General features: G+C 46.3%; 15 protein-coding genes. 8 read left to right on the top strand and 7 right to left on the bottom strand.

Features of this window, described 5'->3' with window-relative positions; genetic code table 11:
* Nucleotides 1–119 precede the first annotated feature (119 nt).
* The gene (locus tag QUA02_RS07780; protein WP_333026486.1) at nt 120–326 is read right to left on the bottom strand and encodes a hypothetical protein; all 207 of its coding nucleotides are present in this window, start codon (nt 324–326) and stop codon (nt 120–122) included.
* A gap of 5 nt (nt 327–331) precedes the next feature.
* Nucleotides 332–751, bottom strand: coding sequence for a GIY-YIG nuclease family protein (locus QUA02_RS07775; protein WP_333026485.1), 420 nt, complete (start codon nt 749–751; stop codon nt 332–334).
* 233 nt (nt 752–984) lie between these two features.
* Here QUA02_RS07775 and QUA02_RS07770 point away from each other — a divergent pair, with 233 nt between their 5' ends.
* The 5 genes from QUA02_RS07770 to QUA02_RS07750 all read left to right on the top strand — a co-directional run bounded on the left by QUA02_RS07770 (nt 985) and on the right by QUA02_RS07750 (nt 3,512).
* Nucleotides 985–1,341 carry a WD40 repeat domain-containing protein gene (locus QUA02_RS07770; RefSeq protein ID WP_333026526.1) on the top strand — a complete coding sequence of 119 codons (357 nt, stop codon included), beginning with the start codon at nt 985–987 and terminating at the stop codon, nt 1,339–1,341.
* Nucleotides 1,342–1,446: 105 nt separating this feature from the next.
* Nucleotides 1,447–1,788 carry a DUF2281 domain-containing protein gene (locus tag QUA02_RS07765; protein ID WP_333026484.1) on the top strand — a complete coding sequence of 114 codons (342 nt, stop codon included), beginning with the start codon at nt 1,447–1,449 and terminating at the stop codon, nt 1,786–1,788.
* Entirely contained in the window at nt 1,778–2,134 is a 357-nt protein-coding gene (locus tag QUA02_RS07760) for a type II toxin-antitoxin system PemK/MazF family toxin (protein ID WP_333026483.1), read from the top strand. Before QUA02_RS07765 ends, QUA02_RS07760 begins: the two co-directional genes overlap by 11 nt.
* Nucleotides 2,135–2,576: 442 nt before the next feature.
* On the top strand, nt 2,577–3,008 hold the full coding sequence (locus tag QUA02_RS07755; RefSeq protein WP_333026482.1) for a hypothetical protein: 432 nt from the start codon (nt 2,577–2,579) through the stop codon (nt 3,006–3,008).
* A gap of 219 nt (nt 3,009–3,227) precedes the next feature.
* Nucleotides 3,228–3,512 carry a peptidase gene (locus QUA02_RS07750; protein WP_333026481.1) on the top strand — a complete coding sequence of 95 codons (285 nt, stop codon included), beginning with the start codon at nt 3,228–3,230 and terminating at the stop codon, nt 3,510–3,512.
* A 121-nt stretch (nt 3,513–3,633) separates the two neighbouring features.
* Here the strand turns inward: QUA02_RS07750 and QUA02_RS07745 are convergent, their stop codons facing one another.
* Nucleotides 3,634–4,725: a S1 RNA-binding domain-containing protein gene (locus tag QUA02_RS07745; protein WP_333026480.1), complete on the bottom strand. Its 1,092-nt coding sequence runs from the start codon at nt 4,723–4,725 to the stop codon at nt 3,634–3,636.
* A 299-nt stretch (nt 4,726–5,024) separates the two neighbouring features.
* Between QUA02_RS07745 and QUA02_RS07740 the strand changes: the two genes are divergently transcribed.
* Together QUA02_RS07740 and QUA02_RS07735 are read left to right on the top strand one after the other, a co-directional pair.
* Entirely contained in the window at nt 5,025–6,170 is a 1,146-nt protein-coding gene (locus QUA02_RS07740; protein WP_333026479.1) for an iron-containing alcohol dehydrogenase family protein, read from the top strand.
* A 99-nt stretch (nt 6,171–6,269) separates the two neighbouring features.
* Entirely contained in the window at nt 6,270–7,451 is a 1,182-nt protein-coding gene (locus QUA02_RS07735; RefSeq protein WP_333026478.1) for an aspartate aminotransferase, read from the top strand.
* Nucleotides 7,452–7,528: 77 nt separating this feature from the next.
* Here the strand turns inward: QUA02_RS07735 and QUA02_RS07730 are convergent, their stop codons facing one another.
* The 3 genes from QUA02_RS07730 to dapF form a co-directional block, all read right to left on the bottom strand.
* Nucleotides 7,529–7,912, bottom strand: coding sequence for an Imm10 family immunity protein (locus QUA02_RS07730; RefSeq protein WP_333026476.1), 384 nt, complete (start codon nt 7,910–7,912; stop codon nt 7,529–7,531).
* A 366-nt stretch (nt 7,913–8,278) separates the two neighbouring features.
* Nucleotides 8,279–9,424 (bottom strand): hypothetical protein, encoded by a 1,146-nt coding sequence (locus QUA02_RS07725; RefSeq protein WP_333026474.1) that lies wholly within the window; start codon nt 9,422–9,424, stop codon nt 8,279–8,281.
* 293 nt (nt 9,425–9,717) lie between these two features.
* Entirely contained in the window at nt 9,718–10,560 is an 843-nt protein-coding gene (gene dapF / locus QUA02_RS07720; protein ID WP_333026473.1) for a diaminopimelate epimerase, read from the bottom strand.
* Nucleotides 10,561–10,735: 175 nt separating this feature from the next.
* Here dapF and QUA02_RS07715 point away from each other — a divergent pair, with 175 nt between their 5' ends.
* Nucleotides 10,736–10,948 carry an Hfq-related RNA-binding protein gene (locus tag QUA02_RS07715; RefSeq protein WP_333026471.1) on the top strand — a complete coding sequence of 71 codons (213 nt, stop codon included), beginning with the start codon at nt 10,736–10,738 and terminating at the stop codon, nt 10,946–10,948.
* A gap of 284 nt (nt 10,949–11,232) precedes the next feature.
* Here the strand turns inward: QUA02_RS07715 and QUA02_RS07710 are convergent, their stop codons facing one another.
* Nucleotides 11,233–13,548 carry a cation:proton antiporter domain-containing protein gene (locus tag QUA02_RS07710; RefSeq protein ID WP_333026470.1) on the bottom strand — a complete coding sequence of 772 codons (2,316 nt, stop codon included), beginning with the start codon at nt 13,546–13,548 and terminating at the stop codon, nt 11,233–11,235.
* Between the last annotated feature and the right edge of the window lie 38 nt (nt 13,549–13,586).

Here is a 13,586-nt window from a genome sequence, read left to right as displayed (position 1 = left end):
GCAGCCAAAAGCAACGTTCCGGTTGAGTGGCTACAAATAACTTTTGCATCACCACCAATATCTTTCGGTAGTCCGCTCCAACCGGGTTGTTAGAGCGCGGCGATCGCCACTTGACGCTGTTATTGTCCGCGTCCCGGTTTGCAATCTGCAAAACCTAATGCCTCTGTGTCAAGGAAACTAGCGATCGCCATCTCAATGACTGCTTCGATTGGATATTCCATTTCAGCAGCACGAGCAATTAGGGCAGCACGAATTCGTTCAGGAAAACGTCCTAAAATAACTTCGGCATCAGCGAGGGAAAGTTGCTCTTGAAGTTTGGCTTGCATGGCATTTACATCTCAGTTGGAATTTGGACGTTGTAAGGGGGTTCAGCAGCTCTTAGAATGATGGCTTCTAGCTCCAATAGTAACGCAGGGTTCTGCCAGTGAGAAATTGTCTGTACTGCAATCCGTATGTCTTGATCGCTATATTTATCGAGCCATGCCCACAAAAAAGCTTTGTGCCCACCACTGAAGCGACCTCGTAAGCTCTTGGTTTTACCGATGTAGAGCAATCCATCAGTTCTGTGCCCGATCACATAAATGCCAGGACGCGCAGGAATGCTCTCAAACCCACGGGTCAAGGGTTGACATTGCTCAAAAGGAATGAAAGCAATCGCGTCTAGAATTCTTCGTGCTTGGATTTGTAGGTCAGAATCATTCGTTGGCATGAAGGCAAGAAGGCTAATTGCACAGAAATCATAATCCCACAAATTCTGTTACAACCATCATCAACTAGGGATGGTTTCCTGCGCGATCGCACAGAGAAGGCGATCGATCCCGAGCTGATTTGAGCCTGGGCCGTGCTTGTATTTTTCTAGGATATGGGAAAGAGGCGATCGAGCGAATTTTACCTGCCGGTAAAAAATGTAACGTTATTTTCGTAAAAAACCCGGTTTCTGCGTCCAGGAGTATCAATGATGAAATTAAATCTAAAAAGCAACAAGTGCAGAATATCTGGCAACCATCCGAATTATACCTCCTAACATCCTGCTACACTATTAATAGTGGTAGTGCAGACAACATTATCAAGCTTTGGAATCTGAAAACCGGACAGGTAATTCGCACTCTTACAGGGCATTCAGACTATGTTAAGTCTGTCGCCATCAGCCCGGATGGACAAATTCTTGCTAGTGGTAGTGGAGACAACACTATCAAACTGTGGAATCTAAAAAATGGACACACACTTTTCACTCTCACAGGGCATTCAGCCATTAATTCGGTCTGTTTTAGCCCAGATGGAAACACTCTGGTTAGTGGCAGTAATGATGGCAGTATCAAGATTTGGCGGTGTGATGGGTGAAGTAACAGGGAAAAATGAAAATTATGGCGCGATTTGCAAACATGGAACTACAAAACTTGACTGCGCGAGAAATAAACCGACAAACACTTAAGGAAAGTAATTGAAATGTCAGAAACAATTAATTTTGAGCAAGCAGTGTTAGAGAATCTGCGACAGTTGCCAAGGGAAAAACAACAAGAAGTGCTCGATTTTGCACAATTCCTCGTGCAAAAAGCGGAACAGAAAAAGCAGTTACCCAGCGAAATTTCTGAGTCTAACAGTTCGTCAACAACCGCACCTACTCTCAAGCTATCACTTAGAGAAATTGCTAGCCTGCCAATAGCAGAACGTCATAAAATACTAGCACCATTTATACCTGCTACAGCCGAAGATTTTTTGACATATCCTGAATTAACCGAGTTTTCGGTACTCGATGGCGAAGACTGGGAGACTGAGTATGACTGCTAACCCAAAACGAGGAGAGGTTTGGCTGGTACAACTCGATCCAACCCGAGGACAAGAAATTCAGAAAACACGTCCTGCGGTTGTGATTAGTTCGGAAATGTTTAGTTCTATGCCCATGCGGATTATAATTCCTGTGGCTACATGGCAACCTAAATTTCAAAATCGCCCTTTCATGATTCTGATTCAGCGAACTGAAGAAAACTGTTTAGACGCAGACTCAGCAGGCAATGTTTTGCAAGTTCGGAGTGTAACTACTGAGCGATTTGTCAGATGTATCGGAAAAGTTTCTGAAACGGTTGTGCAAGAATTAGTAATAGGTTTAATTCTCTGTGTTGATTATCGTCCATAAAATCACGAAGGTCGATCGCCAGAACTAGCTTTCTGAACATACAGCATATTCCAGGTTCATGAAGTACACTATAAAGCTATATTGTGTGGTACGTGTTATGTAGGGTGCGTCGCTGTTCTATGCTTCAATGCAACTTGCAGATTGACGGGTGGCGACTCACCTTACTTACTACAAAATTGTGTGTGCCGCATATACATGGAATATGCTGTAAAACACACAAGAGGGTAGTCAATAGGTTGGGTTGCACTGGATTCAGGTCAACAGTGGCAAACCATCATCTAGTGGCGTTTCCTCCCTCAACCCAAACCTAACAAACTTACCCAACTATCAGCCCGCTTCCAGCTTCAAAATTTACTATCCCGCAGGATGTTGATTTATTCCCACGGATCTGATTTCTTTGTGACACAATAGATTTTAGTATCAATCTATGTGAGGATTTTTCATGGCTCGTTTTAATCAAATCCTTGTCCTTAGCGCCATCAGCCTTATAGCTTTGGCTGGTTGCGACAGCGCTAAGGAAGCTTCCACTCCGCCAACTTCACCCGCCCCGGTTCCTGCTGCTACTGCTGTAAAAACTGAGCAAGCAGCATCGCAAGGAAACTATGCAGAATTGAGTGGTGTGGTTTCCAGTACCAAAGCAGCAGTTCAGGCTGGAAACTTTGCCAAAGCCAAAACCGAATTTGACAAATTTGAGAATGCCTGGAAGAAAGTAGAAGACGGTATCAAAGCTAAAGCTCCTAAAAGCTACGATGCAGTTGAGGATACCACAGAAAAAGTGATGACTGAACTCAAAAAGTCTCCGCCCAGTAAAGACCAAGTGCTGGCTCAATTGCAGTCGCTGGAAAAGACTATCAGTAGCATTCCTAAGTCCTAAATTTCAGTGGTGAGTGCTTGATTCTACAGTCTGAGACGCAGAAACCGAGTTTTTTAACTCCGGTAATTGGTTCAAACCTTGAATAAAAGTTAAAATATCCGGTTTCTGTGCGTCGGAGTGCGTAAGTCCTGTGAGAGTTATGCGATCGCAATTACTCAGAAACAAGCACTCAACGCTCGCTCCTTATATAACCTCAGTATTCCCAAACTTTCAACCACTATGAAGAGAGCATTTCGCAAGTACCACCGCATTCTAGGCCTGATTGTTGCTTTGCCGATCGCGCTGACTGTCTTGACTGGAATGGTGATAACAATTGTCCGAGAGTGGCCGCTCGGTATAGAAATTTCATCGAGATTCTTGTTGAAAATTCATACAGGTGAAATCTTTCACCTGCAAGCAATTTACCCAATTTTAAACGGCTTGGGAATGATTGGCTTGCTAGTGACCGGTTTAAGTATGTCGGGTGTGTTTGGCCGGAAAAAGCAGCCGAGTTCCAATGATTAAAATCAAATAGGTGAGGAACTTTGTACAATGTGTTGATTATCGTCCATAAAATTAGGAATGTCGATCGCCCCAACTAGCTTTCTGAGCATATTAGCATATTTTTAACGAATTAACTGGCTTTTTATGGTTGTTTTTCAGTCGCTGTCTCGTAGACTTTCCAGGGTTGCTTTAACATATCACCTGGTTCAACCTCTAATTCGCTGGTTGAAAGTGAAACTCGACCTCTTTCAATGTCCATCGATACAATCATAGCCCTAACCCAATCGCCATGCTTAAAGACTAAATCTAGTTGCTCAACGGGCATTTGAGAAATTGCAAAAGTACGTAGTAGGGCATTAACTCCTCCAATATCCACGATCAGACCGTAAGGTTTAATTCTTTTTACAGTCCCATCAACAATTTGCCCAACTCTCAGCATTTTGAGCCTAGTCGTTGTGAGAATGTGGCGACATTCTTTTTCTTGTTGGCTAAACGATCGCATTTTGTCTAATTCATACTCTCTATTTAACGCAACCCTACGTCCTTCATACCAATCTGAGTCTATCTCACCCAACGCAATATCTACAGGCAGAGTTCGGTATAGGCTTAGCAGTGCTATTATGCTAGGCGTTCGATTGTTAACAGGAATAACTGCAATTAGTACATCTCGTAAGACAATTAACCATTGCTGTTCGGGTGTTAGTTGCTTCCACGATGCTCGCTCCTCTGGGTCTTCACTCTGCTCTATTTTTCCGTCGTATGCTCTCAACTTACTCATTAATAAACGTTTCTGCCAATTCTGACCGGGAATAGTTGGCGACTTGAGTAAAGCGCCCCAATTGATGTTGCTTAAATTATCAATGAATGACCAGTCTGATGGACGATACTCATGCTTCACAAATTCAGTAATTCCGTCATGGAAAGCTTTGAGTAATTCATCAAGTTTAGTTGCAGTAGTGATATGTATTGTTTCATATTCATACTTTTGCTGGTCTATCGTAAACCATAGGATGTCATTGCTTGCTCTCTCGACGATTAATTCTATAAAGTAGCCACCCTCGTAAAATTTCGTTGATGCTGGCAATTGGGAGTCCCGAATTTGACCCAACCAAATGTAGAGTGTTTCGTAAAAATCGAATAGAACAGATGTATGAATTATGATACAAAGATCGCTCAACTCAAGCTGTATCAAAATTGTCGATCGGTCAATTGGTTGTGTCAGACTAATTTTCATTGAACTAGAACAAGATTTTGCGATAGGTTACGAACAGAAGTAAAGCTAATGAGTGTACATTTTCCCGATCGTGTCGTAAAGTGGGATTCTGCCTACTCAATGCTTTGCAATAAATTTATTATACCGATCGCCCTCAACTCCCCAACTCCCCTCAACTCCCCCCTCCCGTCCCCCAACCCCCCAACAATACTTAATAAAAACTTTATAAAACTTACCATGTTCGCATAGATTAGAGTTATCCTAGAAAATCCAGCAATCCTGCAAAGCGTCAACCTTCTCGTCACTTATCCAGTGGTTCGATGACTCAAACCCAAAGCACTAAAACCCCCACCCCAACTGCAATTTATTCCTTGACAATTGCTCCCGCCTGTGTATTGCGGGGTCGATCGGCGATCGCACAAGCCGGAGATGCGATCGCCCGTTTCGGAAAGCGGCCGCTAATCGTCGGCGGCAGCAACTCCCTCGCCGCCGCCCAACCCTACCTGCAACCAATCCTCGAACAGCAGCAGTTAAAATCCGCCGAAACAGCCTACGGCAAGGATTGCAGCGAAACCAGCCTCGAAACCCTCCGCGCAGCAGCCCAAACCCATCAAGCGGACTTCATCATCGGAGTCGGTGGCGGCAAAGCCTTAGACGCAGCCAAACTCGTCGCCCATCAGTGCAAAATCCCGATCGTCACCATACCCACATCAGCAGCCACCTGTGCCGCTTGGACAGCCCTTTCTAACATTTATTCAGAACAAGGTGCATTCCAATACGATGTCACATTAGCCAGATGTCCCGACTTATTAATACTCGACTACGGCTTAATTCAAACCGCACCGCAGCGGACATTAGTAGCAGGAATTGGAGATGCGATCGCCAAATGGTACGAAGCATCAGTCAGCAGCGGACACTCCGAACAAACTCTGATAATTTCGGCCGTTCAACAAGCTAGAATACTGCGCGATATATTATTCCAAAAATCAGCCGCCGCCCTCAAAGAACCCGGTAGCGAAACCTGGCAAGAAGTCACAGATGCAGCCGTATTGCTAGCAGGAGTAATCGGCGGAATTGGCGGTGCCCAATGCCGCACCGTCGCCGCCCACGCCGTCCACAACGGCCTAACTCATCTATTAGCAAGTCACGGCACATTGCACGGCGAAAAAGTCGCCTACGGCATTTTAGTACAACTGCGACTAGAAGAAATGCTGCAAAACAATCAACTCGCCGCTAGCGCCAGACAGCAACTCCTAAAATTCTACGCCGAGATTGGATTGCCCCAAACTTTAGACAACCTAGGACTCGGAGACATTACCATCACAGAATTGCAGCGCGCCGCCGACATAGCCTGCAATCCCAATTCCGACATCCACCGACTGCCTTTTAAAGTTGTTCCCCAACAATTAATGGCAGCGATGGTTTCTACCACCGCACCTGTGGGAGAATTAAAGATTAAGAATTAAAACAGTTTGTAGTAAGGACTAAAGTCCTGAAAAGGCTGTGCTAGCAAGGACGAAAGTCCTTACTACAAACCAGGAAAACTGACAACTGACAAAAAATAAATGACCTTGGATTGGATTACCCCTGCTGACAGGTTGCAAAAACTACCGCCCTACGTATTTGCCCGTCTCGACGAACTCAAAGCCCGCGCCCGCGAACAAGGACTCGATTTAATAGACTTAGGAATGGGAAACCCCGACGGTGCCACTCCTCAACCAGTAGTAGAAGCCGCCGTCGCAGCCATCCAAAATCCTGCAAATCACGGCTATCCACCCTTTGAAGGAACTGCCAGTTTCCGCCGTACTATTACTAAATGGTACAGCCGCCGCTACAACGTTGAACTCGATCCAGAAAGCGAAGCATTGCCTTTGTTGGGTTCAAAAGAAGGTTTAGCACATTTTGCGATCGCCTATATCAATCCAGGGGACGTAATATTAGTACCGAGTCCCGCTTATCCCGTATTATTTCGCGGCCCAATAATCGCCGGTGCAAAAGTTCACAACATCATCCTCAAACCAGAAAACGACTGGGTAATTGACTTAGCCGACATTCCCGACAGCGTAGCCGAACAAGCCAAAATACTCTATTTCAATTATCCCAGCAATCCGACTGGAGCGACTGCACCCCGCGAATTTTACAAAGATATTGTTGCTTTCGCACACAAGCATCAAATCTTGCTGGTTCACGACTTGTGTTATGCGGAATTAGCCTTTGACGGCTATCAACCGACAAGTTTATTAGAAATTCCCGGCGGTAAAGAAATCGGTGTTGAATTTCACACGATGTCCAAAACCTACAATATGGCCGGCTGGCGCGTCGGTTTTGTAGTAGGAAACAGCAAAATTATCCAAGGTTTGCGGACATTAAAAACTAACCTAGATTACGGTATATTTTCCGCATTGCAAACAGCAGCAGAAACAGCACTGCAATTGCCCGACAGTTACTTGCACGAAGTGCAGAATCGTTACAGGACTCGCCGGGATTTCATGGTGGAAGGATTGGCAGAGTTAGGGTGGAATATTCCTAAACCTCTGGCTGCAATGTATCTTTGGGTTCCCTGCACTCCGGGCATGAGTTCGACTGATTTTGCTTTGAATGTTTTGCAGCAAACTGGTGTTGTTGTGACTCCTGGCAATGCTTTCGGCCCTGGTGGCGAAGGATATGTGAGGATTAGTTTAATTGCAGATTGCGATCGACTGGGAGAAGCATTGCGGCGTTTGAAACAAGCTAATATTCGATATTAGTTATTGGGAATGGGGAATTGGGCATGGGGCATGGGGTATGGGGCATTTAATTTCAAGTACAATCTTGACGCAATTGACTAATTAATTAAATTCAACCTATCCTCATAACCCAGCATTATCTTCTGCAAGGTGTTCTGCAACTTCTGAAATTCTGAATCATTTACAGAAAAAGCAATTTTTGCCTCATCAGAATCTGTATGAGCGTTGGGTCTTGAAGGATCGAAACGAACAATTAATTGAGCGCGCTTTAAAGTAACTTCTTTAATTCCTCCATATTCTCCCCAACCCTCATCGTCTATCTCCCAGTAAACACTCCCTACGTTGGGAAGAGCATCTTCTTTATGAAATTCATGTCTTTGCATAACAAAATAATGTTCGTTATCCTCCCCGGACGAAAAACCAATATAAAATAACTCTTCTTCAATTCCCACAAGTTTTGCACAAAGTTCAAACACCATCATAAACTTACTCTACTTGTTTTGGTGAGCTATTTTAACCGGAACTTCCCCTTCTACGCTCTTAACTTTTCTCTGAAACCATTTATAGCGGTTCTCAAGAAAGTGAAGTAAGTAGGCTGCGTCCCATGCCCTATTGGTATCAACTTAACATCAAACCGATAGTCCGGCAGGGGTTTAAACCCCTGCCTCAAAGCTAAAGTCCTCTCAAAGAGGACTGAAGAACTCATTAGTCCTCTTTGAGAGGACTTTAGCTATTAGACAGGGAATTCATTCCCTGGCGGACTGACGGGTGGGCGGGAGGACTGGTGGACCAAAAGCTTAAGTTGACACGAATGCCCATGCCCCATGCCCTATCCCAATTCCCAATAACTACGCTTTTTTTATTTCATTAGTAATCCAATCAAAAGTTTCCATAACTTGCTTCAGTGCAGATTCATCTTGCAAAGTAAACAAAGCCAGACTCGGCGACCTTCTCTCGCCCGGTTCTATAGGCAGCGACAGACCGATCGAACTCAGCTTGCTTCTCAATTCCAGCCAATTTTGTTCCGCATTAAACGGCGGCCCGGAACCGTAATTGTTAGCAGAAATCTCCATTCTGCCAGCAATATCTACAGTGAATAACTGATAGGGTTTTCTTCCCTTTTGAGGCAATTGGGCGGCGAAACCGCCGTAGGCATCCCCCGTTCCCCAGTGGATTTGAACTTCGGGTTCTTGACTTTTTGCCCAAAGGTAAATTGCTCTTGCCATTTGCGCCTCGTCCGCGCCCCGTCTAGCTTTGATTTCCGCAAAAAATGAAGATTCATCCCAGCGCCTTCTTTCGCGCGTTGCGCTGGATTTTTTCTGCTGTGCTTCGGCTGTCTGACCGATCACTCTGGGAACCAGCGTTTTCAAACCGTCTTCACTTACATACTGCTTAATTTCCAAGGCCAAAACTTCAACCGGGTCCATTTGTTCGTTGAGAAATTCCACAACTCGGCGCATTTCAGCGGAAATCTCGTCAGCTACAAACACTAAGCGAACTTTACCCGCTTGCAAATTAGTTTTAACCTTCAGCCAAAATCGGTCTTCATTAGCATCCGCACCGAGAAACTCTTCAAAAATCTGTTCGGGATCGCGACCCCGATCGCGACAATTAGCTTCAAACAGAGCAATAATCGAATCTATCGGCCAGTAAAACAACGCATTAGCAGCATAGTCGATCGACTGACCCACAACTTTTTGTCGGAGCTCGGCATTAGGAGTTCGCCGGACATCCACCAAAGTAGGAACTGCATTTTGGTCGAGAAACAAATGATCCAGCGACCACTGCACCGCTGTTTCCTCATCGCTGGCCACTGCTGCTTCCCGCGAAATTAACAGCCACCTGCGCGCCGTCGCCCGATCGATTTGGTCTCCCGCGATCAAATTCGGATAAGTTACTAGCAAGTCTTGTAACTGGTCTTCCGAGTCGTAGGGCTGTTCCATCATTTCTACCAGCCTGTCGTCGTCCTGAATCAGATAAATACCTCCAGCCATGCAAGCCCACCTACTTAATTTTAGATTTTAGATTTTAGTCATTAGTCATTAGTCATTAGTCATCAGTCATGAGATTTTAGTCAGTAGTCAGTAATCAGTAGTCATTAGTCCGCAGCCAATTAGTTCTCAACGGGGAAGACCTTAGTCAGAATTCAAGAAAAATTTTGAATTATCCAATTTCAATTTTTTGTCAATTATACAAAAAACTGCCTTAAACCACCCATAGATGACTGATGACCAATGACCAATGACTGATGACCAATGACTAATGACTAATAACTAATGACTAATCACTAATCACTAATACAACCAGTAAATACTCGCTGTGCCGGCCCGGTCATGTAAATCCGTCCAGAAACTTCTGCCCATTCGATTTCCAAAACGCCGCCGGGGAGTTCAACCGCAGTTGCCCGATCGCACTTCCCTACCAACACCCCAGCTACCACAGCAGCACAAGCACCAGTCCCACAAGCTAGAGTAACACCTGCGCCTCTTTCCCACACCCGCATTTTTACATAGTCCGAACGTACCACTTGAATAAATTCGGTATTGGTACGCTGCGGGAAGGCTTGGTTGTGTTCGAATTGAGGCCCGACAGTTTCTAAAGCAACAGCCGAAACATCCTCTACAAAAGTAATGCAGTGAGGATTGCCCATGCTGACGCAGGTAACAGACCAAGATTTACCCGCTACCTCGATCGGCACATCAATAACTTTGGCATCCGGTGCGGCCAAAGTTGTCGGAATTTCCGCAGCCAGCAGCCGGGGAACTCCCATATCCACCTTAACCTGACCGTCCGATCGCAATTCCGGGCTAATGACACCCGCCAGAGTGTGGATGCGGTACTGAGTTTTCGCCTCTGACGCTTCCAAATCGGCGATAAACTTAGCCAAACAGCGAATCCCGTTGCCGCACATTTCCGGTTCCGAACCGTCGGAGTTAAAAATCCGCATCGTATAGTCAGTGCCGTTTTGCCCTGGAAGAGCAAAAATCACGCCGTCTGCGCCAATGCCAAAATGTCGATCGCACAACTCCACAGCTTGTTCTGGTGTAATCGCCGGTTCTGACGAGTGGCGGTTGTCAATCAGAATAAAATCATTTCCCAGTCCGTGATACTTCGCAAACTCGATCGGCATAAAAACAAACCCCTTTTGGTAAAAACTGATTAGTTGATAGACTTCTAATGTCCTTTGTCATTTCTCCTGTGCGATTTGTCATTTGCGTCCCTCCGCATCTCCTGAGTCCTCAGTCTGCGACTATGACTAATGACTAATGACTAATGACTAACGATCAAATTACCCATTTCCCAGTATGTCTGAATTTGAGACCGGATTGCCCAGCGTTCGCCTAATACAAAGCTACATCAAAGACAAACAACAGATAGAACTAAAACTCGTTACAGGCGATTTGCTAGTTGGCAGAATTTTTTGGCAGGATCATAGCTGCATTTGCCTCCTCGATGCCTCAGAAAAACAAATTCTGGTTTCGCGACAAGCAATTGCTTACATCAAAATCAACGGGTGAGGAGAGTGGGCATGGGGCATGAGGCATGGGGCATGGGGCATGGGGCATGGGGCATGGGGCATGGGGCATGGGGCATTGTTAGCTGTTGACTGTTAACTAATGACTAATATCAAATCCGTTAGCATCGGAATGATATAAACGGAGGACACGGCACTGCCGTGTCCCTACAATCGATCGCGGTAGGGAAACGGCACTGCCGTGTCCTCTATATCATTCCGGCGCAGCCGGAATTGAGATAATGCCCAATGCCAACTGCCAACTGCCAACTGCCAACTGCCAACTGACTAATCGCTAAACAGCTTTTCGCTGACTTGGGCGGTGACAAAAGGCAGCTTTAAAGCAGATTGCGGCACCGGCGGCGAGGCCGTCCGCTGCATCAAGCCGAGCTCGTAGAAGCCGCCGCACAGCAGCAAACGATCGCCCTCTTGCAAATTGGTAGTTCCGTCCGGCCAGCGAGTAAATTTCCCTTCCCGGCGGATCGCCCGCACCTGCACCCCGTACTGACTCAGCACATCTACCTCTGACAGTTTTTTGCCCGCCCAAGGGCTGTTTGCTGGCAGCCTCAGCCACTGGCAAGAACTGTCGCCCTGCGGCACTGCAACTTCCCCCTTCGCCAGCAACTCAAAACTGATGAGTTCTTCCGGTTCTCCCACTACAAAAAGTCGATCGCCCGACTGCAAAGCAGTCTTGCCGTTGGGATAATCAATTTCCTCCCCATTCTTGCGGACGATCGCCATCACGCTGACCCCTGTCAACTGTCGCAAGTTAGTTTCTTCCAGAGTCATTCCGGCGATGGGAGAACCCAACGGCAAACTGTACCACTCGCTGTTCATATCTCGAACCGCCACTTTCAAATCCCGCGAAACCGCCAAAGGTTCGCGCGGCGGCCGCAATTCCAGATAGCGGCTGCTGCGAATTTGCTGCACTTCCCGCCCGATCGCCATTGCCGAGATCCCCATGCCAGCCAGCAAGTGGGCAGACAGTTCTAAACTGGCTTCAAACTCCGGCTGCACGACTTCCCAGGCCCCCAGTTGATAAAGCAGTTCGATGTCTTTATCTTGATTGGCCCGCACCACAATATCCAAATCCGGGACTAATTCTAAAGCCCGCTTCAGACACAAGCGAGTGCTCATGGGATCGGGAAGGGCGATCGCCATTGCTTTTGCCCGTTCCACCCGGGCGGCTTCCAATACGTGCAAGCTGGCAGCATTCCCGTAAATGTAAGGAATTCCTTGCATTCTGCACTCTTGAATTCTACTTTCTGACTCGTCGATCACCACAACTGAACAGTTGCGGCTTTGCAGCATTTTGACTAAAATTCTGCCGACTCGCCCGTAGCCGCAAACCACAACATAATTTTGTTCCGGTAAAGTTTCAGCTATTGCCACAGGTTGAGATGTTTCGTCAAAATAGCGCTGCAAAGGCCCGAAAGTTTCCGCCCATTTCAATAACTGCGGCACGCTTCTCAATACAAACGGAGTCAGCACGAGGGTGACGGCTGTCGTTCCTAAAATTAACAGGTAAACGTTCCGCGAAACCAGCCCCATAGCTTGGCCGGAACTAGCGAGTACAAAGGAGAATTCTCCTATTTGAGCTAAGCCCAAACCTGCGATCAATGCTGTTTTTAGCGGATAGCCAAATAATCGGACGATCGGCGTTATAATCAAGAATTTGCCGACAAATACTATAAATACCAGTCCCAGAATTACTTCTAGATGGTTCCAGAGAAACACTGGGTCGATTAACATTCCGATGGTGACAAAAAATAAGGATGCAAAAATATCTCGCAAAGGCTCGACATAAGTTAGAGTTTGGTCGGCATATTCCACCTCCGAAATCATTAAACCCGCCACAAATGCGCCCATCTCGATCGAAAAACCCAAATATTCTGTCAGCAGTGCAATTCCTAAAGCCAAAACCACAACTCCCAGCAAAAACAGTTCCCGACTTTCTGTTTTTGCGAGGTAGCGCAGCAACTGCGGTACCATCCAAATGCCCGCGACTACAGCACCGGCAGCAAATAACCCGATCCGCAGCAGGGCCCACGCTACCGTCATGCCGATCGCTTCTGCTGGCTGGTTGAGGGCCGGCAAAACTGCTAGCATTAGCCCCAAGGCCAAATCTTGAACTACTAATATTCCCAGCATGACTTGACCGTGGGAAGTACCGCCTTCATTGCGTTCCATCAAGCACTTCAGTACAACTGCTGTCGAGGAAAGCGACAGAATTGCTCCTAAAAACACGCCTTGGGCGGGCGATTCTACCCAGCCTACAGCCAAGGAAATTGCAGTAGTAATCGCGATCGTCAGCACAATTTGCAAGCCCCCCCCGCCCAAACTAATGGCTTTAACTTTCTGAAGTTCGGCGAAAGAAAATTCTACTCCCAAGGCAAATAACAGAAAGGCAACCCCGAATTCAGCCAGGGTGTCTACCTGAATTAATTCTTTAATCAACCCCAAACCAGCCGGCCCAACTACGATCCCTCCGAGGAGATATCCGAGAATTACTGGCTGTCGCAACAGCGATGCAAAGAGTCCTCCTGCTGCGGCAGCAGCGAGAACTAGAACTAAGTCAACGATCAGTCGGAAGTCTTCTTGCACAACTTTATGAAAAAAGTATAAAGTTATATTATAGTCTC

It is taken from the genome of Microcoleus pseudofavosus SVA1_A4 (assembly GCF_036700565.1).
GTDB lineage: Bacteria > Cyanobacteriota > Cyanobacteriia > Cyanobacteriales > Microcoleaceae > Microcoleus.
Note: the sequence above shows the minus strand (reverse complement) of the source record. Positions and strands in the feature narration are given on the sequence as shown.

Coding starts and splice junctions, on each gene's coding strand:
- QUA02_RS07730 (WP_333026476.1), bottom strand. CDS start 7,912: ATGATGGTGTTTGAACTTTGTGCAAAACTTGTGGGAATTGAAGAAGAG.
- QUA02_RS07725 (WP_333026474.1), bottom strand. CDS start 9,424: ATGGCTGGAGGTATTTATCTGATTCAGGACGACGACAGGCTGGTAGAA.
- QUA02_RS07715 (WP_333026471.1), top strand. CDS start 10,736: ATGTCTGAATTTGAGACCGGATTGCCCAGCGTTCGCCTAATACAAAGC.
- QUA02_RS07780 (WP_333026486.1), bottom strand. CDS start 326: ATGCAAGCCAAACTTCAAGAGCAACTTTCCCTCGCTGATGCCGAAGTT.
- QUA02_RS07760 (WP_333026483.1), top strand. CDS start 1,778: ATGACTGCTAACCCAAAACGAGGAGAGGTTTGGCTGGTACAACTCGAT.
- QUA02_RS07755 (WP_333026482.1), top strand. CDS start 2,577: ATGGCTCGTTTTAATCAAATCCTTGTCCTTAGCGCCATCAGCCTTATA.
- QUA02_RS07735 (WP_333026478.1), top strand. CDS start 6,270: ATGACCTTGGATTGGATTACCCCTGCTGACAGGTTGCAAAAACTACCG.
- QUA02_RS07750 (WP_333026481.1), top strand. CDS start 3,228: ATGAAGAGAGCATTTCGCAAGTACCACCGCATTCTAGGCCTGATTGTT.
- QUA02_RS07765 (WP_333026484.1), top strand. CDS start 1,447: ATGTCAGAAACAATTAATTTTGAGCAAGCAGTGTTAGAGAATCTGCGA.
- dapF (WP_333026473.1), bottom strand. CDS start 10,560: ATGCCGATCGAGTTTGCGAAGTATCACGGACTGGGAAATGATTTTATT.
- QUA02_RS07740 (WP_333026479.1), top strand. CDS start 5,025: ATGACTCAAACCCAAAGCACTAAAACCCCCACCCCAACTGCAATTTAT.
- QUA02_RS07745 (WP_333026480.1), bottom strand. CDS start 4,725: ATGAAAATTAGTCTGACACAACCAATTGACCGATCGACAATTTTGATA.